This is a genomic window from Methylosinus sp. R-45379 (assembly GCF_001644125.1).
Taxonomy (GTDB): domain Bacteria; phylum Pseudomonadota; class Alphaproteobacteria; order Rhizobiales; family Beijerinckiaceae; genus Methylosinus.
In genome coordinates, this window is sequence record NZ_LUUM01000201.1 from 1 (window position 1) to 21,049 (window position 21,049).

The 21,049-nt window shown below is 65.1% G+C and carries 18 protein-coding genes; 9 read left to right on the forward strand and 9 right to left on the reverse strand.

Going from position 1 to position 21,049, the window contains the following annotated elements; genetic code table 11:
* The 5 genes from A1351_RS08345 to cysG form a co-directional block, all read left to right on the forward strand.
* Window positions 1-230 (forward strand): dihydrodipicolinate reductase C-terminal domain-containing protein (locus A1351_RS08345; RefSeq protein WP_305791303.1); only part of this gene is annotated, 230 nt, incomplete at its 5' end.
* Window positions 231-269: 39 nt separating this feature from the next.
* Entirely contained in the window at window positions 270-890 is a 621-nt protein-coding gene (locus tag A1351_RS08350) for a 2,3-bisphosphoglycerate-dependent phosphoglycerate mutase (RefSeq protein WP_024880548.1), read from the forward strand.
* A gap of 32 nt (window positions 891-922) precedes the next feature.
* Window positions 923-1,546, forward strand: a complete 624-nt coding sequence (locus tag A1351_RS08355; protein ID WP_064032799.1) for an alpha-ketoglutarate-dependent dioxygenase AlkB — start codon at window positions 923-925, stop codon at window positions 1,544-1,546.
* A gap of 165 nt (window positions 1,547-1,711) precedes the next feature.
* Window positions 1,712-2,110: a cytochrome c-554 gene (locus A1351_RS08360; protein ID WP_024880546.1), complete on the forward strand. Its 399-nt coding sequence runs from the start codon at window positions 1,712-1,714 to the stop codon at window positions 2,108-2,110.
* A gap of 104 nt (window positions 2,111-2,214) precedes the next feature.
* Window positions 2,215-3,621 (forward strand): siroheme synthase CysG, encoded by a 1,407-nt coding sequence (cysG, locus tag A1351_RS08365; RefSeq protein ID WP_064032749.1) that lies wholly within the window; start codon window positions 2,215-2,217, stop codon window positions 3,619-3,621.
* 4 nt (window positions 3,622-3,625) lie between these two features.
* Here cysG and A1351_RS08370 read toward each other — a convergent pair whose 3' ends face one another.
* The 4 genes from A1351_RS08370 to A1351_RS08385 form a co-directional block, all read right to left on the reverse strand.
* Window positions 3,626-5,632 (reverse strand): TonB-dependent siderophore receptor, encoded by a 2,007-nt coding sequence (locus A1351_RS08370; RefSeq protein WP_024880544.1) that lies wholly within the window; start codon window positions 5,630-5,632, stop codon window positions 3,626-3,628.
* Between the two features lie 282 nt (window positions 5,633-5,914).
* The gene (locus tag A1351_RS08375) at window positions 5,915-7,144 is read right to left on the reverse strand and encodes a PepSY domain-containing protein (protein WP_024880543.1); all 1,230 of its coding nucleotides are present in this window, start codon (window positions 7,142-7,144) and stop codon (window positions 5,915-5,917) included.
* Between the two features lie 169 nt (window positions 7,145-7,313).
* Entirely contained in the window at window positions 7,314-9,119 is a 1,806-nt protein-coding gene (gene recQ, locus A1351_RS08380; RefSeq protein WP_024880542.1) for a DNA helicase RecQ, read from the reverse strand.
* A 114-nt stretch (window positions 9,120-9,233) separates the two neighbouring features.
* Window positions 9,234-10,262, reverse strand: a complete 1,029-nt coding sequence (locus A1351_RS08385; protein ID WP_024880541.1) for a peptidoglycan recognition family protein — start codon at window positions 10,260-10,262, stop codon at window positions 9,234-9,236.
* A 235-nt stretch (window positions 10,263-10,497) separates the two neighbouring features.
* Here A1351_RS08385 and A1351_RS08390 point away from each other — a divergent pair, with 235 nt between their 5' ends.
* The 3 genes from A1351_RS08390 to A1351_RS08400 all read left to right on the forward strand — a co-directional run bounded on the left by A1351_RS08390 (window position 10,498) and on the right by A1351_RS08400 (window position 15,119).
* Window positions 10,498-12,738: a multicopper oxidase family protein gene (locus A1351_RS08390; protein ID WP_064032750.1), complete on the forward strand. Its 2,241-nt coding sequence runs from the start codon at window positions 10,498-10,500 to the stop codon at window positions 12,736-12,738.
* Window positions 12,739-12,891: 153 nt separating this feature from the next.
* Entirely contained in the window at window positions 12,892-14,442 is a 1,551-nt protein-coding gene (locus tag A1351_RS08395) for a bifunctional ADP-dependent NAD(P)H-hydrate dehydratase/NAD(P)H-hydrate epimerase (RefSeq protein WP_064032751.1), read from the forward strand.
* Between the two features lie 158 nt (window positions 14,443-14,600).
* Window positions 14,601-15,119 carry a DUF1269 domain-containing protein gene (locus A1351_RS08400; protein ID WP_026599014.1) on the forward strand — a complete coding sequence of 173 codons (519 nt, stop codon included), beginning with the start codon at window positions 14,601-14,603 and terminating at the stop codon, window positions 15,117-15,119.
* A 25-nt stretch (window positions 15,120-15,144) separates the two neighbouring features.
* Here the strand turns inward: A1351_RS08400 and A1351_RS08405 are convergent, their stop codons facing one another.
* The 3 genes from A1351_RS08405 to A1351_RS08415 all read right to left on the reverse strand — a co-directional run bounded on the left by A1351_RS08405 (window position 15,145) and on the right by A1351_RS08415 (window position 18,504).
* Window positions 15,145-17,151 (reverse strand): DNA/RNA non-specific endonuclease, encoded by a 2,007-nt coding sequence (locus A1351_RS08405; protein WP_064032752.1) that lies wholly within the window; start codon window positions 17,149-17,151, stop codon window positions 15,145-15,147.
* An 87-nt stretch (window positions 17,152-17,238) separates the two neighbouring features.
* Window positions 17,239-18,015, reverse strand: coding sequence for a glycerophosphodiester phosphodiesterase family protein (locus A1351_RS08410; protein WP_064032753.1), 777 nt, complete (start codon window positions 18,013-18,015; stop codon window positions 17,239-17,241).
* A gap of 3 nt (window positions 18,016-18,018) precedes the next feature.
* Window positions 18,019-18,504 (reverse strand): RidA family protein, encoded by a 486-nt coding sequence (locus tag A1351_RS08415; protein ID WP_064032754.1) that lies wholly within the window; start codon window positions 18,502-18,504, stop codon window positions 18,019-18,021.
* A 268-nt stretch (window positions 18,505-18,772) separates the two neighbouring features.
* Here A1351_RS08415 and A1351_RS08420 point away from each other — a divergent pair, with 268 nt between their 5' ends.
* Window positions 18,773-19,627: a cell envelope integrity EipB family protein gene (locus A1351_RS08420; RefSeq protein WP_026599010.1), complete on the forward strand. Its 855-nt coding sequence runs from the start codon at window positions 18,773-18,775 to the stop codon at window positions 19,625-19,627.
* Window positions 19,628-19,894: 267 nt separating this feature from the next.
* Here the strand turns inward: A1351_RS08420 and A1351_RS08425 are convergent, their stop codons facing one another.
* A complete protein-coding gene (locus A1351_RS08425) occupies window positions 19,895-20,299 on the reverse strand; it encodes a hypothetical protein (RefSeq protein ID WP_024880533.1) in 405 nt (134 codons plus the stop codon).
* A 106-nt stretch (window positions 20,300-20,405) separates the two neighbouring features.
* On the reverse strand, window positions 20,406-20,981 hold the full coding sequence (locus A1351_RS08430; RefSeq protein ID WP_064032755.1) for a carbonic anhydrase: 576 nt from the start codon (window positions 20,979-20,981) through the stop codon (window positions 20,406-20,408).
* Window positions 20,982-21,049: the final 68 nt, after the last annotated feature.

Below are 21,049 nucleotides of genomic sequence, written 5' to 3' on the forward strand. Positions count from 1 at the left end.
CCGGCGCGCGCCGGGAGGGCGACATAGGCTTCGCCTCGCTGCGCGGCGGCACGGTGGTCGGCGAGCATTCGGTTATTTTCGCCGGGGCGGGGGAGCGCATAGAGCTCGCGCATCGCGCCGAGGATCGCGGCATTTTCGCGCGCGGCGCGATCGCCGCTGCAGTTTGGACGCGAGGCCGGCCGGCCGGCCTCTATTCTATGGCCGATGTGCTCGGCCTCGCCGGCGCCTGATCGCGCGCCGCATCGTTCGATTCGAGGGACATAGCCCGCATGGACCGTATACTCGTCCTCCTCCGCCATGGCGAAAGCGAGTGGAACGCCAAAAATCTCTTCACGGGCTGGAAGAATCCCGATCTGACGCCCAAGGGCATAGAAGAGGCGCGGCGAGCCGGTCGGGAGCTGAAGCGCATCGATCTTCGCTTCAACATCGGCTTCACCTCGCTGTTGCTGCGCGCTCAGCACACGCTCGATCTCACCTTTCATGAGCTCGGGCAGAGAGATGTGCCCGTCATCCGCAGCCGCGCGCTCAATGAGCGGCATTACGGCGACCTCTCCGGCCTCAACAAGGACGAGGCGCGCCAGCAATGGGGTGAGGAGCAGGTGCGGCTGTGGCGGCGCTCCTATGACGTCGCGCCGCCCGGCGGCGAGAGCCTGAAGGATACGGTGGCGCGTGTGCTGCCCTTCTATTGCCAGGAGATCCTGCCGCGCGCCCTGCGGGGCGAGCGTGTGCTGGTCGCCGCCCATGGCAATTCGCTGCGCGCTCTGGCTATGGTGCTCGACCGGCTGACGCCCGAATCGGTGTCCTCGCTCGAGATCGCCACCGGCATGCCGATCGTCTACCGGCTCAATTCCGATTCGACCGTCGCGACCAAGGAAGTGCTCGACCGGTGATGCGCGGCCGCTCCGCGCCGGATGGAGCGATCATGTCCGAGATGGAGCCGGGCGTTTGCCTCTATCGCGGCTATTTCGACGAGGCGGCGCAGCTCACTCTGCTGCACGAGCTGGAGCGGATCGTCGCTCGCGCGCCTCTGTTCACGCCGACCATGCCGCGCACCGGACAGCCCTTCTCCGTGCGCATGACCAATTGCGGCCCGCTCGGCTGGCTCAGCGATCAGGCGCGCGGCTATCGTTATGAGGCGCGCCATCCCGAAACCGGCGAGCCCTGGCCGCCCATGCCGCAAATGCTGCTCGACGCCTGGGCGGCGCTGGCCGAGCATCCGCAGCCGCCGCAGGCCTGCCTGGTGAATTACTATGGGCGCGAAGCGAAGATGGGCGCGCATCAGGATCGCGACGAAGCTGATTTTTCGGCGCCGATTCTCTCCATTTCTCTCGGCGCCGATTGCCGGTTTCGCCTCGGCGGCGTGAAGCGCTCCGATTCGTCGCGCGGCTTCGTTCTGTCGTCGGGCGACGTGCTGACGCTGGGCGGCCCGGCGCGGCTGCGCTTTCATGGCGTCGATCGCTTGCTGCCGGAGCTCGCTCCCAAGCTCGCGTCGCCGCTGTTCGCCGAGGGCGGACGCATCAATCTGACGCTGCGCCGCGTTACCTAACGACATTTCAGGCCCCGTTCAGGCGGGCGAGCATATTGTCACCAATAGCGCTCCGATATAGTTTCCCGGCCGCGGGATGAACGATCGGCGCTGGCGTCACGCCCGGGCCGGCAAAACCAAGATAGTCGGTTCCCAGGGGACGACGCTTCGAGGAAAGGAACGAGGATGAAATCTGTGACCAGACTGGCGCTCGCTGCGGGCGTCGTTTTCACCGCCATGGCCGGCCAGGCGATCGCCGCCGGCGATCCCGCGGCGGGCGAGAAGGTCTTCAACAAGTGCAAGGCCTGCCATCAGGTCGGCGAGACGGCGAAGAACGCCGTGGCTCCCGAGCTCAACGGCATCAACGGCCGCAAGGCCGCCTCGGTCGAGGGCTACACCTATTCCGACGCGCTGAAGGGCGCCGGCATCACCTGGGACGAGGCCGTCTTCAAGGAGTTCGTCAAGAATCCGAAGGCCAAGGTCGCCGGCACCAAGATGGTGTTCCCGGGCCTGCCGTCCGAGGCGGACCAGGACAATGTCTGGGCCTATCTCAGCCAGTTCGGCGCCGACGGCAAGAAGAAGTAATCCGAACCTTTCGTTCGGTTGGCGAAAGCGGCCCTCGCGGGCCGCTTTTTCTTTTGCCGGATAGGGGCTAAATCCCCTCGTGACCGTATGGAGAGAGAGCCGAGTTGACGCGCAAGCCAGACGAAGTCCCAGCCGAGCTGATGCAGGAGCTCGCGACCCTGCCGGTGTTCTACGCGCTGGAGGGGCGGCGCGTGGTCGTCGCCGGCGGCTCGGATGGCGCGGCCTGGAAGGCGGACCTCGCCGCCGCGGCGGGGGCCTTGGTCGATGTCTTCGCAGCGTCTCCATCGCCGCGCCTGCAGGCCGTCGCCGCGGCGCGCGCGCGCCTCACGCTGCATGAGCGCGGCTGGCGCGCGGAAGATCTCGCCGGCGCGGCCATGGCGCTCGCCGTCATCGAGGACGACGCCGAGGCGCGGGCCTTTCGCGACGCCGCGAAAGCGCAGGGCGTTCCCGTCAATCTCACCGATCGGCCGGCGCTCAGCGATTTTCTGATGGGCGCCATCGTCAATCGCTCTCCGCTCGTCATCGGCGTCTCCACCAGCGGCGCGGCGCCGGCTTTCGCCCAAGCCGTGCGCGCCCGCGTCGAGACGCTGATTCCGTCGAGCTTCTCCGCCTGGACCAGAGCGGCGCGCGCCTGGCGTCCGCGCGTGATGGCCTCGGGCCTCGATTTTTTCGCGCGCCGTGATTTCTGGCGCCGATTCACCCGCGAAGCCTTTGCGCGCGTCGAGCATGCGCCGCAGGACAGCGACCTCGACGCGCTGCTCGAGGAGACGCGCCGCGCCGATGAAGCGTCCACGCGCGGCCGCGTCACTCTGGTCGGCGCCGGGCCGGGCGACCCGGAGCTGCTGACGCTGAAAGGATTGCGCGCGCTCGTCGGCGCCGATGTCGTTCTCTTCGACGATCTGGTGCCCGCCGCCGTGCTCGATCTCGCGCGGCGCGAGGCGGTGCGCATCAATGTCGGCAAGCGCGGCTACGCGCCTTCGGTGAAGCAGGAGGAGATCACCGCTCTCTTGGTGAAGCTCGCCAAGGAAGGTAAGAATGTCGTGCGCCTCAAGGGCGGCGATCCGATGATCTTCGGCCGCGCCAATGAGGAGATCCACGCCATTCGCGCCGCCGGCCTCGAGGCGGAGATCGTGCCCGGCGTGACGGCGGCGCTGGCCGCGGCGGCGGCGCTCGAAGTCTCGCTCACCAATCGCGACACGGCGCGCCGCGTGCAATTCGTCACCGCGCATACGAGCGACGGCAAATTCCCCGAGGACATAGATTGGCGCGCGCTCGCCGACCGCCGCGCCACGACAGCGGTCTATATGGGCAATCGCACGCTTCCCGCTCTGTCGAAGCGCCTGCTCGAGGAAGGCATGGACCCTGGGACGCCGGCCTTTCTCATCGAGCGCGCCAGCACGCCGCAGCAGCGCATCATCGCCGGCACGATCGGCGATCTGCCGCAGCGCGTCGCGCAGGAGACGCTCGAAGGGCCTTGCCTCGTGCTGATCGGCGCGACGCTGCGCGGGTGAGCGTTCAATATTTGAACGACAATGTCGCCGAAATAGAGCGCGGCTCGCCGCGATAGAGCGCGCCGCTGGATGTGAAATTCGGCCGATCGGTGAGATTGCTGGCGCTCACATCGAGCTTCCAATGCTCGTCGAAACGATAGCCGAGCGAGGCGCCGAGCATCTGCTGCGGCGCGAGGGTGAAGCCATAGACATTGGGCAGCGTCGCCTCCGCCGCGCTGGCGTAATAATAGCTCACGCCCAGCTCCAATCCGCGCAGCGCATCCCATTCCGGCTTGTAGTCGAGGCTGACGCTGAAGACGCGGCGCGGCGCGCCGAGGAGATCGCTGCCCGCTTGCGAGGGGACATTGGAGTCCTTGGCGACGACGGCGTGCAGAAAGGTGGCCGCGCCGCTCGCCTGAAGGCCGGGGAGAATTTCGCCCGAGAGGTTGAATTCCACGCCATGGCTGTGCTGCCGTCCGGTGACGAGGGCGTAAAATCCGCTGGGAGCGGCCGGATCGGTGATGGCGACATGATCGCGCGTCACATCGAACAGGCCGACTTCGAAACGCGCTTTATATTCGGGAAAGCGCCGCTCGAAGCCGATCTCATATTGCGTGTCCTGCTGCGGCGGCGGCGCATCGCCGCCTCTCACGCGCACGGATATGTTGGGAATGAGCGAGCGGCCGTATGCGACGAAGAAATGCGTTTTTTCGTCTGGCCGAAACAATAGGCCGCCGCGCGGGCTGAAATAGCCGCGCGTTCCTTTGCCCAGCGTGGAGGAGGAGGTTCCAGAGAGCGCGCCGAACGGATCGAAGACGGTCTCGCGTTGCGCCAGGAGATCATAGCGGCCGCCGAGCAGAATGCGCCATTGCGGCGAGAGATCGACGAGATCCTGCGCATAGACGGAGCGGCTCCATGCGCGCGCTGCGCCATTGGCCCATTGCGCGCCGGAATAATCGACGCCGAGCGGATAGGCGGGCGCGCCTATGTCGATGTCCGGCAGCGGATCGCGCGCGAATTTTTCGTCATGGCCGTAGAAATAATCCCAATGCTCGAGGCCGAGAAAGACGCTGTGCCCGACATCGCCCGTCGTGAAGCGTCCGTTCAGCCGCAATTGCGCATCGAAATTTCGCGACGCCTGATGCGTTTGCACCGGGCGCCCGAGCGTCACCGAATGGAGGCCGTCATAGCCCCAACCGAGAAACCAGCCGTATGTGCTGCCGTTCAGCGAATAATCGACGACCGATGTGAGCGACCAATCGGAGTCGAAGGCGTGCTCATAGGTGAAGGTGAAATCCGCCGAATTCGGATTTTCGTGCTCATAGACCGGCGCGCCGGCGTAGAAGGAGCGCGGCGCGTGCAGAAAGATCGGCGCGGCGGGGACGCCGTCGCGATAGACGAAACGCGCGGCGTGATATTCCGCGCGCAATGTCGCCTTGTCGCCATTGTCGAGGATGAGCGCCGCCGACGGCGCGATGAGAAAGCCGCGCGAGCGCACATAATCCACGAAGCTGCCGGCGCTCTGCGCGAAGCCCGTCATGCGAAACAGCAGCGTGTTGGCGTCGTTCAGCGGCGTATTCACGTCGAAGGTCGTGCGATAGACGTCATATGCGCCGATCGTCGCCGTTCCTCGCGCGAAAGTGTCCGTCGTCGGCGCCTTGCGAATGTAATTCGCCGAGCCGCCATAGCCGCCGAGCGCCTTGCCGAACAGCATGGCGGAGGGGCCTTTATAGAATTCGACGTGATCGATGGTCGAGAGATTGACGTCCTGCGCGCTGAAGCCATGCGCGGCGCCGTCGAACAGGGTGAGCCCGCCGGGAAAGCCGCGCATCACGAAGCCCGGCGAATAGCCGGAATCGGCGACCGACGCATTGACGAAGACGCCGGCGACATCCTTGCCGAGACTCTTCGCCTTCGGAGCGTCGTCCTTCTCCTTTTTTTCTCCCGGTCGCATTTGCGCGACGCCGACGCTCGCTTCCTCCGTCGCCTCCTCGCAAAGAGCGGGCGCGGGCAGAGCGAAGACAGAGATCATCGCTATGTCGCGTAGGCTTCGACGCAGACGATAGGAAGAAAGCACGCTGGACAGCGTGTCTCGCCTCTCGCTCCGATCAAGCAAAAACAAGGGATCTACGCTCGTCGGGCGACGCTCTGCGTGCGTCGCCCGAGAATATGCGTCAGGATGAAACCTCACATGAACCTCACGGCGAAACGCGCTGCTGAACAGAGCAAAACTCACCCCGGCGCAGCATGCCGCTCTCTTATAACGCACTCGCTTTCGACTGCAATCGAACGACCAAATTCATCGACGAATCTTTCACCAACCTGTCGTGTTACTTTCGCGAGACATTTCTGAAAATGCATGCGCGGCCGAATGCGCTTTGCGCGCCGCGCGCTTCTTCCACCAAATATAGACGCCGGTGACGGACAGCATGGCGATGACGAGGCCGAGCGCGCAGACGAAGATGCGATAGGGAAGGCCGAACACGCTCGCCATATGCAGAGCGACGAGCCAAGCGGTGATCGTATTGCCGGAGTGCTGGCCGGTCGGCAGATCGAGGCGGCGCAGCTCGCCCGTATAGGCGTCGAAGAAGACGGAGGTGGCGCCATGCCTGTCGCCGACGTCGCGAGACGAATGCGCGCGATATTCGAACACGCCTTTCTCGCGCAACAGATAGAAGGCCGTCACCGGCCCGACGGAAAAGCCATCGGCGGCGGCGCGTTCGTTCATCAGCCGGGCGCCTGTCGTCTGCGCGATTTCCCAGCCGAGCGGCGTCTTGTCTGCGGGCGGAGCGACGTCGGGCGTCGCGGCCCAGATCGGCTGCTCATAATGGAAGAACAAGCTCGTCACGCGCATGTAGACGCTATTGAGATCCATATAGACGCTGGACCAGGCGAAGATCAGCAGAGCGCCCCACATCCACAAGCCGCCGGCGCGATGCAGATCGAAATTGAGGCGATAGGCGGAGCTGCGGGTCTTCACGAGCCAGGCGGGCTTCCAGCGTGCGAGATAGGAGCGCGCATTGGCGCGGCTCGGCGGCGGCAGGGTGAGATAGAAGGCGACGAAGCAATCGATCGTCCAGACGAGCGCGACAATGCCGAGAATCCATGCGCCCACGCGGCCCATCGCCAGCTCGTAATGCAGGCTGTAGACGAAGGGCATTATGCCGGCGCGCGACGTCGGCAGGCCGTTCCATTTGAAGCGGTCGCCGAGCTCCTCTCCGGTGACGCGATCGAGCGAGAGACTGTCGAAAGAGAGCGGCGGCTCGCCGGGGCGGGCGTCGACGCCGATCTGCGCGACGCCTTCCTCGCCGAGATAGACGGTGTTCACGCGCGCTTGCGGCGCGATCGCCTCGGCGCGGCGCAGCAGCGTCGCTGGCTCGAGCTCGACGCCGGCGTGGCGTCCGGGGTGAACTTCCGGCGCGAAGAAATGATCGAGCTCTGGAAGAAAAGCGAGCATGCTGCCGGTCAGCCCGACGACGATCAGAAAAGCCGCCATCGTGAGACCCGCCCAGCGATGCAGCCACACGAAGATTGCGCGATTCATCAATGGCCTCCTGTTTCGTTTCCGCCGCAACGAAAAGATCGCGCGCTTTTCGGCGAAGCGCAAATGTCACGGGAACATCGCAGCGCGTCGCGAAAATTTGCCGGAGGTCATGTGAAACAGGCGGCCGGGACGAAGCCCGGCGCATATCGCCGTCGCCGAGAGGGCCGGCTCAGCGCAGCGCGTCCGACAGCGCCTCGAGGAAAGCGTCGCCATATTGCGCGAGCTTGTGCTCGCCGACGCCTTGCACGCGGCGCATCTCGTCGAGCGTCGCTGGACGACGCGACGCCATCTCGATCAAAGTGCGATCGGGGAAGACCATATAGGCGGGCAGGCCGGCGTCGCGCGCCAGCTCCAGGCGCTTTTTCTTCAGCGCCGCCAGCACGCGCTCCTCCTGCTCGTCCAGCGGCGTCGCGCGCGGAGCCTCGCCGCGCTTGCCGCGCGGCGCCTTCGCTGTCAGCGGATCGCGGCGCAGCGAAATCTGCGCGCGGCCGAAGAGAATATCCTCGCCCATTTGCGTCAGGCGAAAGCCGCCATGCTCCGTGCTCGCGAGAGCGCGCGCGGCGAATAATTGCCGAATGATCGCGCCCCAATCCTGCTTGGAGCGATCCTTGCCGACGCCGAAGGTCTTGATGCCGTCATGGCCGTTGCGACGCACCGCCTCGCTGGCCTCGCCAGTGAGAATATCTGCGAGATAGCCGGCGCCGAAGCGCTGGCCCGTTCGCATCGCGGCGGACAGCGCTTTCTGCGCATCTATGGCGCCGTCATAGACCTGAACTTGGCCGAGACAGACGTCGCAGCGTCCGCAGGGCGGGCTCTCCTCGTCGAAATAGGCGAGCAGAGTCTGGCGCCGGCAGGAGGGCGTCTCACAGAGCATGGCGAGCGCGGAGAAGCGATCATGCTCTATGCGCTTGCGCTCGTCGGGCACTTCTTTCTGATCGATCTGCCGGCGGCGGAAGGCCATATCGTCGAGGCCGTAGAGCGTGAGCGTGTCGGCCGGCAATCCGTCGCGACCGGCGCGGCCGATCTCCTGATAATAGGATTCGACGCTGGACGGCATGTCGGCATGGGCGACGAAGCGCACGTCCGGCTTGTTGACGCCCATGCCGAAGGCGATGGTCGCGACGGCGATAATCCCGTCCTCCTGCAGGAAGCGATCCCCATTGCGGTTGCGCAGCGTCTGCTCGAGCCCGGCGTGATAGGCGATGGTGTCATGGCCCTGCTCGGCGAAGAAGGCGGCGAGCTTTTCCGTCGCGTCGCGCGAGGAGCAATAGACGATGCCGCTCTCGCCGCGATGCTTGTCCAGGAAGCGCTGCAGCTGGCGGCGCGGACTGTCCTTGGCGGCGAAATTGAGCGCCAGATTGGGCCGGTCGAAGCTGTGCAGAAAGACGTGCGGATTGGTCGCGAACAGGCGCTGGGCGATATCGGCGCGCGTCGCCTTGTCGGCGGTGGCGGTGAGGCCGACGACTTGCGCGCCGAGAGTCGCCGCCGTCGCGCCGAGCTCGCGATATTCCGGGCGGAAATCATGGCCCCATTCGGAGACGCAATGCGCCTCGTCGATAGCGAGGCGCGCTGCGCCGGCGCGCTGCAGCTCGGCGATGAGGCCGGGCATGACCAGCCGCTCCGGCGAGACGAACAAGAGGCGCAATTCGCCGGAGCGAATGCCGCGGCGCGCCTCGTCATTCTCGGCGGCGTCGTTCATGGAATTGAGCGTCGCCGCCGGCACGCCATAGGCGCGCATCTGCCGCACCTGATCGCGCATCAGCGCGATGAGCGGCGAGACGACCACGGTGAGCTTGCCGTCGACGAGGGCGGGCAGCTGATAGCACATGGATTTGCCGCTGCCCGTGGGCATTATGGCGAGCACGGGCTCGCCGGCCAGCACGGCGGCGATGATCTCCGCCTGGCCGGGCCGGAAATCCTCATAGCCGAACACGGATTTGAGCAGCGCGCGCGCCTGCGGGGGGAGGGAGGGCATGGGGAGGAGGTAGCACGGCGGCGGCCGAGGCGCGAGGGGCGAGGCGTCAGCCCGGTCGATAGCGCCGGCCACACGCGCCGTTCCGCCTCGCCTCGGTGTGAATGTCGAGGCGCGTCAGCAGAGGGCGCCGGGCTTGGCGATCGACGCGAGCTGAGAGAGGATGCCTTTGCCGGGGCAGGGCTTGCCGCCTGCGAATTGCAGCCATCGATGACAGGAGAGGCCGCGCGAAGCGAGCGTTTCCGCGCGTGACATAGAGACCGAAGCGTCCGAAGCGTCGCAGATCGCGCGCGTGATGTCGTCCCAGCCCGGATCGCCCACGAGATGGCCGGTCGCCACCGTGCGCGGCGTGGCGAATGTCTTGCACACCCATTGAAACAGCAGTTTCGTCGCGGTGAGCTGATTGATCGTCATCGGCGCGCGTCCGTCATTGTCGACTTCGACGCTTATCCAATTGTCGTTGCCGGGACCCTGCGCCCAGGCTATGTAATTGGTCGGTATGAATTGCGCGACGTCGCCATTGCCGGAAATGGCGAAATGGGCGCTCGCGCCATTATTGTTCCATGTGTCGACGCAGCGATAACGAGACACCGTGTAGCAGTCGGGTCCCGCCGCGCCCGCTGTGCAATGAACAGCCAGCCCATGCACTCGGACGAGCGCCGGCCCGTGACATTTGTCCGCGAGCGGCGTCATCCCGCCCTGAGTCTTGTGCTTCAACGCGAGATAAGGGGTCGCGCCGCGATAGAGAAATCGATCGCCGGGATCTATGCCGACCGTCGTGAAGCGTTTCGCCCATTTCTCGATCACGGCTCGCGCGGGCGAGCCCGGGCCGACCGGATGCGCGGTCGTCGATTCCAGAAAGAGTCGCGCCGCCTGGACCTGATCCTGGGGCAGTCCGGGCGGCGGCGTCGGCAGGGAGCGCTTCTGCACCGTGTCCATGGCGAAACGGATGCGCGGCATGTTGGGACCGCCCCACACGTCGAACTCGTTCATGCGGGCGCGCAATTCCTGCAAGTAGCGCGGCTCGAGTCCAGCGAATGCGCGCAGCATGCCGAACATGTCCATGCCGTTGCAGAGATCGTAGGCGTCCTTCCAACGCACGCCGCTGCGCACAGCGGCGAAGAAATCCTGCGTCAAATCTCCCATTGGAGCGATCTCCTCGAAATTCGATCGAGATATAGTCGGGACTATTCGAGACCGAGCGCGAAATTGCATTGGAGCTTGCGGCAGTCGCGGCCCAACGTCAATCCAGAGCGTCGGACATCCGTCGAGCTTCGCCGGCGCGATCAATTCTCGCCACATTGTCCGCCATAATATAGGCGATCATTCCCCGGTCCGCGGTTTTGCGTTCGATTTCTTTGTCTCTCGAGGATTTCGTTTCATGCTCATGAAATTCGACAATCACCTGCCGCTCGCCGCCCTCGACGTCATCGGCGCCGGCCAGACCGGCGGCTGGGGGAAAATCGCCATTTCGGTCGAGGCGCGCAGCGTCAAATTTACCGATGCGGTCGCCGCGCCGGCTTCGCCCAACGCCTGGTGCTATATTCGTCAGGGCTCGCCGCAGGAGCGCGCCGTCAGCCTCGAGAATTATCTCGGCCCCATCGTCAATGTCACGCGCGGGCGCCCGCTCGAGGTGGTCTGGATCAACCGAATCGGCTCCATGCCGGCGGAAAAGCCCGGCGACGCGCGTTCGCTGGCTATGCCGCCGATCGATCCGCCGCCCATGGATCTCGCCGAGGACATAGACCAGTATAAATCGATGAATTATCCGGTCGGCGTCGTCGCCCATCTGCACGGCGCCAAGGCGCGGCCAGATTCGGACGGCTGGCCGCTGAGCCCGGCGAGCTTCGAGGGCAATCCCTATGGAATGCCGGCCTATCGCTCCTATTGCTATCCCAATGACCAGCGCGCGGCCATGCTGTGGTTCCACGATCATGGCATGGACAATACGGCGGTGCAGGTGCACGCCGGCCTCGCGGGGCTCTATTTCGTGCGCGACAATTCGGACGCTGAGCTGTTCCATCTCATCGGCGACGAGACGCAGGAATTGCCGCTCGTCATTCAGGACCGCTGCCTGAACGCCGACGGCGCTGGGGTGAGCTATTTGAAGGGCGTGCCGCTGCAAAAGGACCCGGCGACCGGCAAGCGCTCTTTCATTCGGCCGGAATTTCTCGGCGACACAATCCTCGTCAATGGCCGGCCGTGGCCGCACGCCCATGTCAATCCCAAGATCTATCGCCTGCGCATCCTCAATGGCTCCAACGCCCGCAGCTATGCGCTGACGCTCGCCGATCCCGATGGCAAGATCGGCGGCAAGATCTGGTATGGCGATCTTCTCACCGCCATCGGCAATGACGGCGGCCTGTTCAGCCGCGGCGAGAAGCTCGAGGAGCTGGATTATCTCTTGCTGGCGCCGGGCGAGCGTCTCGACGTCCTGCTCGATCTCACGCAAATCGACAATGACGTTCTCGGCTCTCTTCATCTCGTCAATCTGTCGATCGCCGGCTATGACCCGGCTCAGCCGGAGCAGGAGCCGATCTTTCAGAACGACGCCAATTCCGTCTTCGCGCCGGGAACGCCGGAGGCGCTGAAGGCGATCGCCTTCACGCAAAGGAGCGACGGACCGCATGCCGATCTGCCGCTCGCCAATGTGATGGAGTTCCGCATCGTCGACGCCGCGCATACGCATGGGGCCGGGGGCGCTGCTGCGCCGGCGGCGCATCACGCCGCTGCGGCGTCGCCGCTCGATCGCGTCACGCTCGACAAGATTTTGTTGCGCTACGCCGATGACGAGAGCTTCCGCTGGGACGCCAGCAAGCCCGCATTGACGCGCGCCAACGCCGATGCGCCCGTGGTGCGCAATCGCTTCGTGCTGCTGATGAACGACACCGCCGGCAAGGCCGATGTCGAGCCGGTCAATCCGATCACCGGCGCGCCGTGGCGCGACACGCAAATGTGGGAGCTGCGGCCCTCCACCACGCCCGCCGGCGACGCCAGCGCCTTCGCCGTGCCCTTCGACGCCAAGCTGGCGACGCCTTGGGAGGAGGGCCAACCCGCGGCGGGCGTCGCCTATCAGGTCTCGCGCGCCTTTTTCTTCGAGCCGGCCGATCCCAATCCGCCCCATGCGGCGCGCCATGCCGATCCGCTATGGCCGCTGGCCACCGACAATGTCGATCCCGCCGGCTATCCGCCCATCTATCGCTACGCGCATCTCTATCGGCATAATCCGGCGGCGGGGCGCGCCGTCATCCGTCCGCGCGAGGGCAGCTATGAGCGCTGGTATGTCGCCAATATCGGCAATGATCAGGAGCATCTCGCCGATGGCCTTCCCGACATGCATCCGTTCCATATGCATCTCGTGAATTTCGTCGTGCTGCGGCGTTTTCGCCTGCGCAAGGACGCCTCCGAGAACTCGGTCGTCGCGCGCATAGAGCGGCGGCTCGATTTCGATAGTGTCGTCCGTCACGACACTGTGCGGATCCAATCCAACGAGCTGGTCGAGCTGCTCGTGCATTTCCCGCGCGGCTATACGGGGGTCTATCCCTATCACTGCCATCTGGTGGAGCATGAGGACATGGGCATGATGCTGCATTTCGACGTGCAGCCTCAAGGCGCGCCCTGAGCCACAATTCGGCGCGGCGTCGATTCGGCGCCGCGCTCTCGAGGCGCGACGCCCGGCCGCGCCGCTGGCGCAAACGCGTCAAAAAAGCGCGGGTTTGGGCTGTAGCGGGGAAAAGGCGTTGCGGAGCGGGGCGGTTTCGCCCACCATCGCGCCATGCCGCTCGGACCCTATCCGCCCGAACTTTTGACCACAGCGCAAATGGCGCGCGCCGACCGCCTCACCATAGAGAGCGGCGTCGCCGGCATGGCGCTGATGGAGAAGGCCGCCGCCGCCATAGCCGCGGCCGCCACGGCCTTTCTGGTGAAGACGGCGGGGCGGCGCGTGCTGGTGCTGTGCGGGCCGGGCAATAATGGCGGCGACGGCTATGTCGCCGCGCGCATATTGCGCAGCCAGCGCTTCAAGGTGCGGGTCGCAGCGCTCACGCCGCCGGACACGCTCAATGGCGACGCGCGCTTGGCCGCCGCGAGCTGGGACGGCCGTGTCGAGGACGCCGCCACATGCGATTTCAAAGGCGTCGATCTCGTCATCGACGCTTTGTTCGGCACGGGTCTCGCGCGTGATCTGGACGGGCCGACGGCGGAGCTGATCTTGCGCCTCAACGCTTGGCGCGAGGAGACCAAGCAGAAAATCATCGCCATCGACATTCCGTCCGGCGTCGACGGCACCAGCGGCGCCATTCGCGGCGTCGCCGTGCAGGCCGATTCGACGGTCACTTTCTTCCGGCTGAAATGCGGGCATCTGCTGTTGCCGGGCCGGCTACGCTGCGGGACCATCTCCTGCGCCCATATCGGCATAAGGTCGAATGTGCTGGAGACGATCCAGCCGCAGACCTTCGTCAACGAGCCCGCCGCCTGGCGCGACGCTCTGCGCCTGCCGAGCGTCGAGGGCCATAAATATGCGCGCGGCCATGCGGTGGTGGTCTCGGGCGGCGCCTCGCATACGGGCGCGGCGCGGCTTTCTGCGCTGGCGGCGCTGCGCGGCGGCGCCGGGCTCGTCACTCTGGCGACGCCGCAGGAGGCCTTCGCCGTCAACGCGCCAGCGCTGACCGCGGTGATGCTGCGCGTCGCCGACGGGCCTGCCGGGCTTTCGGCGCTGCTCGAGGACAAACGCAAGAATGTCGTCGCTCTGGGGCCGGGGCTCGGCGTCGGCGAGGCGAGCTGCGCTCTGGTCGAGACTGCGCTCGCGCCATCGTCGGAGCGCCGCGCCGTGGTGCTCGACGCCGATGCGCTGACCAGCTTCGCGCTCGCGCCGGATCGTCTGCGCGAGGCGATTCGCGCTGCGCCGGGTCCGGTCGTGCTGACGCCGCATGGCGGCGAGTTCGCGCGGCTCTTTCACGGCCAGCGCTGGGAGCGCACGATCAGCGGCGCGCCCATCTCCAAGCTGGAGCGCACGCGCGACGCCGCGCGCGATATCGGCGCCACCGTGATTTTCAAAGGGCCGGACACTGTGGTCGCCGCGCCGGACGGGCGCGCCTCCATATTGGCGGAGGCTTCGCCTTGGCTCGCCACCGCCGGCTCCGGCGACGTTCTCACCGGCATTGTCGCGGGCCTCCTGGCGCAAGGCATGGAGCCTTTCGCCGCAGCCTCCTGCGCGGTGTGGATGCACGCCGCCGCGGCGGATGACTTCGGCGCCGGCCTCATCGCCGACGATATTATCGATCGCCTGCCTGTAGCATGGCGCCGGCTGGTTTCGATTCAGCCCTAGCTCCCTAGATAGAGAGAAGCGGAAACGATGCTCGCATTCGTGCGTTTCGCCGGGGACGGCGGAGCGCGCGTCGTCGTCTCGCATTCGCGCGGTCGTCGCAACGACACGTTCACGCGCTTCAATGAGGATGCGCGTCTTCCGACAAAAGGAGAGCTTTCATGTCCGATCTCGTTGTCATCGTCTATCCGACCGAAGCCAAGGCCGAGGACATTCGGCAGAAGCTGTTCGAGCTGCAGAAGGAATATGTGATCGAGATCAGCGACGCCGTCATCGCGGTGAAGGAGCCGAGCGGCCATGTGAAGCTGAACCAGCTCCTCAACACCACCGCGGCCGGCGCCGTGAGCGGCACCTTTTGGGGCGCGCTGATCGGGCTCATCTTCCTCAATCCGCTGCTCGGCGCGGCGATCGGCGCGGGCGCGGGCGCGCTCAGCGGCGCGCTCACCGATTACGGCATCAACGACGCTTTCATGAAGCAGCTCTCGGAGACGCTTCAGCCCGGCAATGCCGCTCTCTTCGTGCTGATCCGCAAGCTGACGGCCGACAAGCTGCTCGATGCAGTGAAGGGCACCGGCGGCATCGTGCTCAAGACCTCGCTCGATCACAATAAGGAGCAGGCGCTGCGCGACGCGCTCGCCGCGCATGTGTCGACAGCGGTCGCCGCGCCTTCGACGCCTTGAATGCTCCGCAGCATCCGAGACGCGGTCAGCGTCTCGGATGCTGCACGTCGGCCAGCGTGCGCAGCCGTCGTCCGGCGACCGGGCCGGTGAAGACGTCGGCGCTTCTCACCACATCCGGGAAACGCAGTCCCGTCTCCGCTTCGATTTTCGTCACCGGAACCTGAAAGTTCTGGCCGGGCTCCGAGCTGTTCGGGCCTACCGGCAGCTGCTCGAAAGGAATGTTCAGAGCATAGTCCTGCTGGCTGACGATATAGGCGCTCGAGTAGAGCGTGCCCCTGCGGTCGGCGACAATGACGATTTTCCAGAAGAACTGCGGGATCAGCACGCCGCGATGCTCTTCGTCGTCGGATCGGAACAGGGGGCCGGTGAAGACGCTGGCGCGGATATCTTCCTCGTCGGTATTGTAGAGAATGAAATTCTCGAGACCCTGCCAGAGGTCGGCGCCTTGATTGAAGCCCCAATATTGGGGCGAGCAATTGGTCCAGTGGAAGGTGTCGTCGTTCGCCTGCTTGGCTTCGCGAATCGCGCCCCAGACCGGGTCCAGCCGGCGCACCAGATGGCCGCGGTCGAAGTAGTTCTTCCCCGGCACGGGCTCGTTGCCATAGAGCTCGTCGCCGATCTGCAATTCCTCGGGCAGGCGCGGGTCATAGTACCAGGCGTCGGCGCCGCGATCGAGATTGACCCATTTGGCGCCGTCTATGTTGACGGCGGTGAAGAAGGCCAGCTTACGATTGGGAGCGCCATTGAATACGACCGAGAAGTGCAGATAGCGCAGAACGTCGTCCGACGCGCCGGCGATCTTGGCCGGGCTGCCGAAGCGAAGCGCGTCGGGGCCGAGCGCCGGCAAGGGCACCGCCACGGGGAGGAAGTTCGGATCATAGCCTTTTCGGCCGTCGAAATAATTGGCCGGATGCGTGCGCCGTTTCGGTGCGCGCGCAGCTTCCAGCGCGGCCGATTGCGCGACGAGGATCGCCGGAGCGCCGATGATCGGCGGGCCGACGATGCTCTGCAAGGGCTGCGCGCCCGGAAAGGGCGCAACGCCGGATGCGTCGGCGAGCAGGTCTCCAATCAGCGTCGAGTGCGGCGTCGCAGAGGATTTGACCTGCTGCTCGAGGTCGGCGAGCAGCTTGGACACGCGCACGCCCTCATTGGCGATCCATTTGATCTTCTCGCCCGCGAGCCGCCGCGCCGCCGTCGCCGGGGCGGTCGATCCGTCGGCGAGCGTCCAATGCTCGACGCCATCGACGATCAGGCGCTCCGGCACGCCGGCGTGATGGAGGCAGACGACCTGCCAAGCGTCCGTGCACACGGGCGCGCCGGAGGAGCCGGGCGCGGTGTCCGACGAATACCAGAGGAAGTCGTCCTTCGAAGAATCTCTCTCGTCGCCATATTTGACGATCTTGTTTTCTCGCAGCGAAATGCGCTTCGTGCGCGCGTCTGGATGCTGGATGATCGTGACGTAATTGCCAGTGTCGATCTTGCCGGTGCGCGCGTCGAGACGCAGATAGCCGAAATCGGCGAGCGCGGCGCCGTCCTCGCTTCGCTCGGCGACGACGACGATCGTATAGTCGAGACGATCCCTCCGACTGGTGATGAAGCCGTCCTGCGGCGACAGGGCGAAGCGGGTGCTGCGGCGCAGCCGGCCCGAGCCGTCGAGCTCGTAACCGAACTCGATCGTCGCGCGCAGCGCGTCCTCCGGCGTGGGCAATACGTGATTATTGGTCAGCAGCAGGCGCGGGCCGATCAGAAAGCCCGTTCCCCATTCGCTCCCATTGCCGACGAGGGCCGGGGCGTTGATGCGGCACACGGCGCGCGCAGCCATGAGGCCGCGTTCGAGATAATTGATCTCGACGAGATCATTCGCGCCGATCAGCGCTTCATAGGCGTCGAAATCGACGCCCGCGCCGGCGCGCACGCGATGCACGATCTGGTCGACCACACGGGCGGGATCCGGCGTCGGATGCGGGGCAGCCTGTCCAGACCGGATCTGGTCGCGCAATTCGGCGTCGTCGAACTTCGATTCGATAATCATTTTCGAGCTCCAAATAAAAAAAGCGCTCGATCGTAGCTCGAACTCGACGATAGATTTATGACGGAAAACGACGTCGGACGAGGCCGCTCAGGGCGCAAATCCCTCGAAGACGATCTGATCGGCGAAGGCGAGCGCGGCCTTCGTCTGTTCTGCGCTGCGCACGGTCCATGTCGTCACCGGAATGCCGAACTCCTCGCGGCAGCGGCGCGGAATCGCATGCGGCAGATCGGCGACGTTCCAGGAGAGAAAATCCGGCCGCGTGCGCGCGACATGGGAGAATTGCGTGAGCTCCTCCCGCTGCGCGGCGGTGAGAAAGCTCCAGTCCGGCCCTACATAAGACGCCTGCGCGACAATGCCGAGCGGAACGCCGGAAACGCCCAACCTATCGAAATGCGCGCGCAATTCGGCGATCGGCGCGGGGTCGAAGCTCTCGATCGCCGCTGCGCCGCGATAATGCGCGACAATATCCGCGACATTGCGCGCGAGAGCGAGATCGCCGTCGAAACGGCTCTTGATCTCGATGAAGAGAGGAACATTTCCGCCGATCGTCGCGAGAAGATCGCGCAGCGTCGGCGCGCCCTCGCGCGTTCCGCGCAATGTGAGCCGTGCGATCTCGAAACGAGTCAGCGCATCGAGACGGCCGGTCGCATCGGTCAGGCGCTCCAATGTCTCGTCGTGGAAGACGATGACCTCGCCATCGGCGCTCGCCTGCACGTCGCATTCTATGGCGTAGCCGGCGCAGGCGGCGGCGCGCGCCGCCGACAGTGAGTTCTCGGCCACGCCTTTCGCGAGATCGTGCAGGCCTCTATGCGCGATCTTATGTTCCGTGAGCCAATGGTAACGGCCGCCGCCGCTCTGGCGCATCCGCTACGCCAAAATCTCGAAGGTCGCGTCCACCTCCACCGCGGCGTCGAGCGGCAGCTGAGCGACGCCGACGGCGAAGCGCGCATGGCGTCCATTCTCGCCGAGCACGGCGGCGACGAGATCCGAGGCGCCGTTCAGCACTTGCGGAATCTGGCCGTAATCGGCGGCGCTGTTGATGAAGCCGCCGAGCCGCAGAACGCGCAGCTTGGCGAGATCGCCGCCCGCCGCGACGGAGGCTTGAGCGAGAAGATTGAGCGCGCAGACGCGCGCCGCCGCCTGGCCGGCCTCGAGCGCAACCGATGCGCCGAGCTTGCCCTTATGCGCGGGATCGATCGCGCCGCCGGGGCCGACCGGCAATTGTCCCGAGACGAAGACGAGATTGCCGGAGCGCGTCCAGGGCACGTAATTGGCGACCGGCGCCGCCGGGGTGGGGAGGGTGAGACCCAGCGCCTCGAGCTTTTCGAGCGGCGTCTTCGCTGTGTCGGACATTGCGCTTTTCCTTTCCGAATCTCTGAAGAAACTTGCAGCTTTGCCGCCGACCGTAATTTGGCCAAGGTCGGGAGGCAATGCGTCGAGCGAGACTTCGCCTCGACATCTTGCTCGCCCGAGATAGAGTGGTCGTCAGCGCGTGCGCCGCGCCGCGACGACACCCCGGAGCGAAGATAGAGCCTCCGGCCCCTGTCGTCGTCGACGCGAAGCGCCGGGAGACGCCGGACCGTAACCAACCAAGAGCGCGACAGAGGGAGAAAGACCCCAAATGGCTCCAAAATATCTCATCGGCGCGACGCTTGCCTGCGCCTCCTTCCTCGCGCTCGCCGCCCATGCCGAGAGCGCGGCCACTGTGGCGGCCGTCGCCGGCCATCCGCAGCTGACGCCGCATCGCGCCGTCTATGATCTGACGCTGGCGCAGGCCTCGGGCAGCAAGGCGCCGACCTCGGCGCGCGGCCGCATCGCTTTCGATTTCACCGGCTCCTCCTGCGAGGGCTGGGTGCAGAATTTCCGCCAGATCACTGAATTGCAGCCCGCCGAAGGCCCGCCGCGCCTCTCCGACATGCGCTCCGCCACTTTCGAGGCCGGCGACGGCAAGGATTTCCGTTTCCGCATCGAGACCAAGCTGGACAATGTCCAGGCCGAGGACATAGACGGCAAGGCCAAAAAGAAGACCGGCGCCGCGCTCTCGGTCGATCTCGCCCGGCCCAAGCAGTCCCAGCTCTCGCTGGACGGCGGCGCGCTGTTCCCGACCGAGCATCTGCGCCATATCCTCGCCGCGGCGCTCACCAATGAGCGCATTCTCGAGGCCAAGGTCTTCGACGGCTCCGGCGACGGCGAGAAGGTCTTCGACACGATGAGCGTCATCGGCCGGCCGACCAGCAGCGTCGTCACCGAAAAGGCCGCGCAGATCAAGGAGCTCGAAGGGCTCAAGCGCTGGCCGGTGTCGATCTCCTATTTCGAGCCGGGCAAGCGCGACGAGCAGCCTGTCTATGTGCTGTCCTTCGACCTCTATGAGAATGGCGTCTCCCGCGCTCTCAAGCTCGACTACGGCGATTTCGCGCTCACTGGCGAGATGACCGAGCTCTCCATTCTGCCGAGCGCGGCCAACTGCAAGATGTGATGTGGCGGCGGCGACCAGTCGCGACGTGGGATTGAACTCGTGGTCCCGCAGTGTTACATATCGTATCGATGAGATTTCGAGGTGAGAACGGCCTCCTCACGCGCCATGAGGTCTAGCGCTCTCATGGCAAAGTAGCGCTAAAATTCTGTCCTGAGACGGGGTTTTATCGGCGAAGAGATCCGGAGCTGGGCGTCCGGCGAGATAACATCGCACTCTAAAGGCTCCGCCAAAAGCGGAGCCTTTATCGTTTTGCGCGGCGCGGATTGCCTAAAATGCGCATTTGAGATGACCTTTTCGTTTCCGATTCTGAACCTTCTCCTCAGAGATCGGGTAAAAGCTGGCGATATGATATCGTCCATGCCGGTCGCGTTCGATATTGACCGCCACGAGCACGATGATTTCCGCCGCGATCACGCGTCCCACCAGCTCGATTTTTCCGTGGTTCTTGAAGTCATCGCCAATGTAGAGCGGCTCCGCGACAATCGACGAGACGTGCGGCTGGCATTTGGCGTAATCTTCTCCGTGCTGGCGAAAGGCATGCCTCTGCGCTCCACGCGACAAGATTACGACGCCGGGCTCCAGCTCGAGTTCCAGGACGCGGTTTATGATCTTGACGGGCAAAGGCCCGAGAATGAGATCGGGCGGGCTTTTCGAAAATGGCTTTTTACCCATAACACGAAACCGATAGGCCGAGACACAGCTCGAAATACCACGGGGCTCCCAAAATAAAAGCCCAGCGTGCGGCGCCGGGCTTCTTGGTTTCGGCTCTTTCGGACCGTCAGGTGCGGCCCGCCTCTGTCGCCTTGGGGACCTCGATCAGCTTGCCGCTCTTCACATCATAGATGAAGCCGTAGATCGGAATATTCTTCGGCGTCAGCGGATTCTCGCGGATGCGCTTCACATCCTGATAGACGCTCTCCTCCTGAGACTCGATGGTGAGCCATTTCACGAAATGGCCCGCCGTGCAGCCGCCGCCATGCTGGGGATTGGACCATGCGGTCCCGTCGAAGGCCGCCGTCGCCAGGCTGTCGTCGAGAAGATCGGCCATCACCTCGTCGCAGAACAGCTCCATGCCGCAGTCGGAATGGTGGATCACGAACCATTCGAGCGTGCCGAGCAGCTTGTGCGAGATGATCAGCGAGCGGATCGCGTCATCGGAGGCGCGTCCGCCGGCGTTGCGGATCACATGCGCGTCGCCTTCGGAGAGGCCGGCGTATTTGGCCGGGTCGAGCCGCGCGTCCATGCAGGTCAGTATCGCGAAGCGCCGCGCCGGCGGCAGAGCGAGCTGCGCCTTGTCTCCGAAATCCGCGACATATTTGTCGTTCGCTGACAAGACTTCCGCGAGAATCGTCATTTGTTCCTCCCATTCGGCTTTTCGCCATTCGGCTTTTCGCCGTCGGGAATTTCTAAGTCGTGGGCTTT

Coding starts and splice junctions, on each gene's coding strand:
- A1351_RS08350 (WP_024880548.1), top strand. CDS start 270: ATGGACCGTATACTCGTCCTCCTCCGCCATGGCGAAAGCGAGTGGAAC.
- A1351_RS08355 (WP_064032799.1), top strand. CDS start 923: ATGTCCGAGATGGAGCCGGGCGTTTGCCTCTATCGCGGCTATTTCGAC.
- A1351_RS08360 (WP_024880546.1), top strand. CDS start 1,712: ATGAAATCTGTGACCAGACTGGCGCTCGCTGCGGGCGTCGTTTTCACC.
- A1351_RS08370 (WP_024880544.1), bottom strand. CDS start 5,632: ATGATCTCTGTCTTCGCTCTGCCCGCGCCCGCTCTTTGCGAGGAGGCG.
- A1351_RS08375 (WP_024880543.1), bottom strand. CDS start 7,144: ATGAATCGCGCAATCTTCGTGTGGCTGCATCGCTGGGCGGGTCTCACG.
- recQ (WP_024880542.1), bottom strand. CDS start 9,119: ATGCCCTCCCTCCCCCCGCAGGCGCGCGCGCTGCTCAAATCCGTGTTC.
- A1351_RS08385 (WP_024880541.1), bottom strand. CDS start 10,262: ATGGGAGATTTGACGCAGGATTTCTTCGCCGCTGTGCGCAGCGGCGTG.
- A1351_RS08390 (WP_064032750.1), top strand. CDS start 10,498: ATGCTCATGAAATTCGACAATCACCTGCCGCTCGCCGCCCTCGACGTC.
- A1351_RS08395 (WP_064032751.1), top strand. CDS start 12,892: ATGCCGCTCGGACCCTATCCGCCCGAACTTTTGACCACAGCGCAAATG.
- A1351_RS08400 (WP_026599014.1), top strand. CDS start 14,601: ATGTCCGATCTCGTTGTCATCGTCTATCCGACCGAAGCCAAGGCCGAG.
- A1351_RS08405 (WP_064032752.1), bottom strand. CDS start 17,151: ATGATTATCGAATCGAAGTTCGACGACGCCGAATTGCGCGACCAGATC.
- A1351_RS08410 (WP_064032753.1), bottom strand. CDS start 18,015: ATGCGCCAGAGCGGCGGCGGCCGTTACCATTGGCTCACGGAACATAAG.
- A1351_RS08415 (WP_064032754.1), bottom strand. CDS start 18,504: ATGTCCGACACAGCGAAGACGCCGCTCGAAAAGCTCGAGGCGCTGGGT.
- A1351_RS08420 (WP_026599010.1), top strand. CDS start 18,773: ATGGCTCCAAAATATCTCATCGGCGCGACGCTTGCCTGCGCCTCCTTC.
- A1351_RS08425 (WP_024880533.1), bottom strand. CDS start 20,299: ATGGGTAAAAAGCCATTTTCGAAAAGCCCGCCCGATCTCATTCTCGGG.
- A1351_RS08430 (WP_064032755.1), bottom strand. CDS start 20,981: ATGACGATTCTCGCGGAAGTCTTGTCAGCGAACGACAAATATGTCGCG.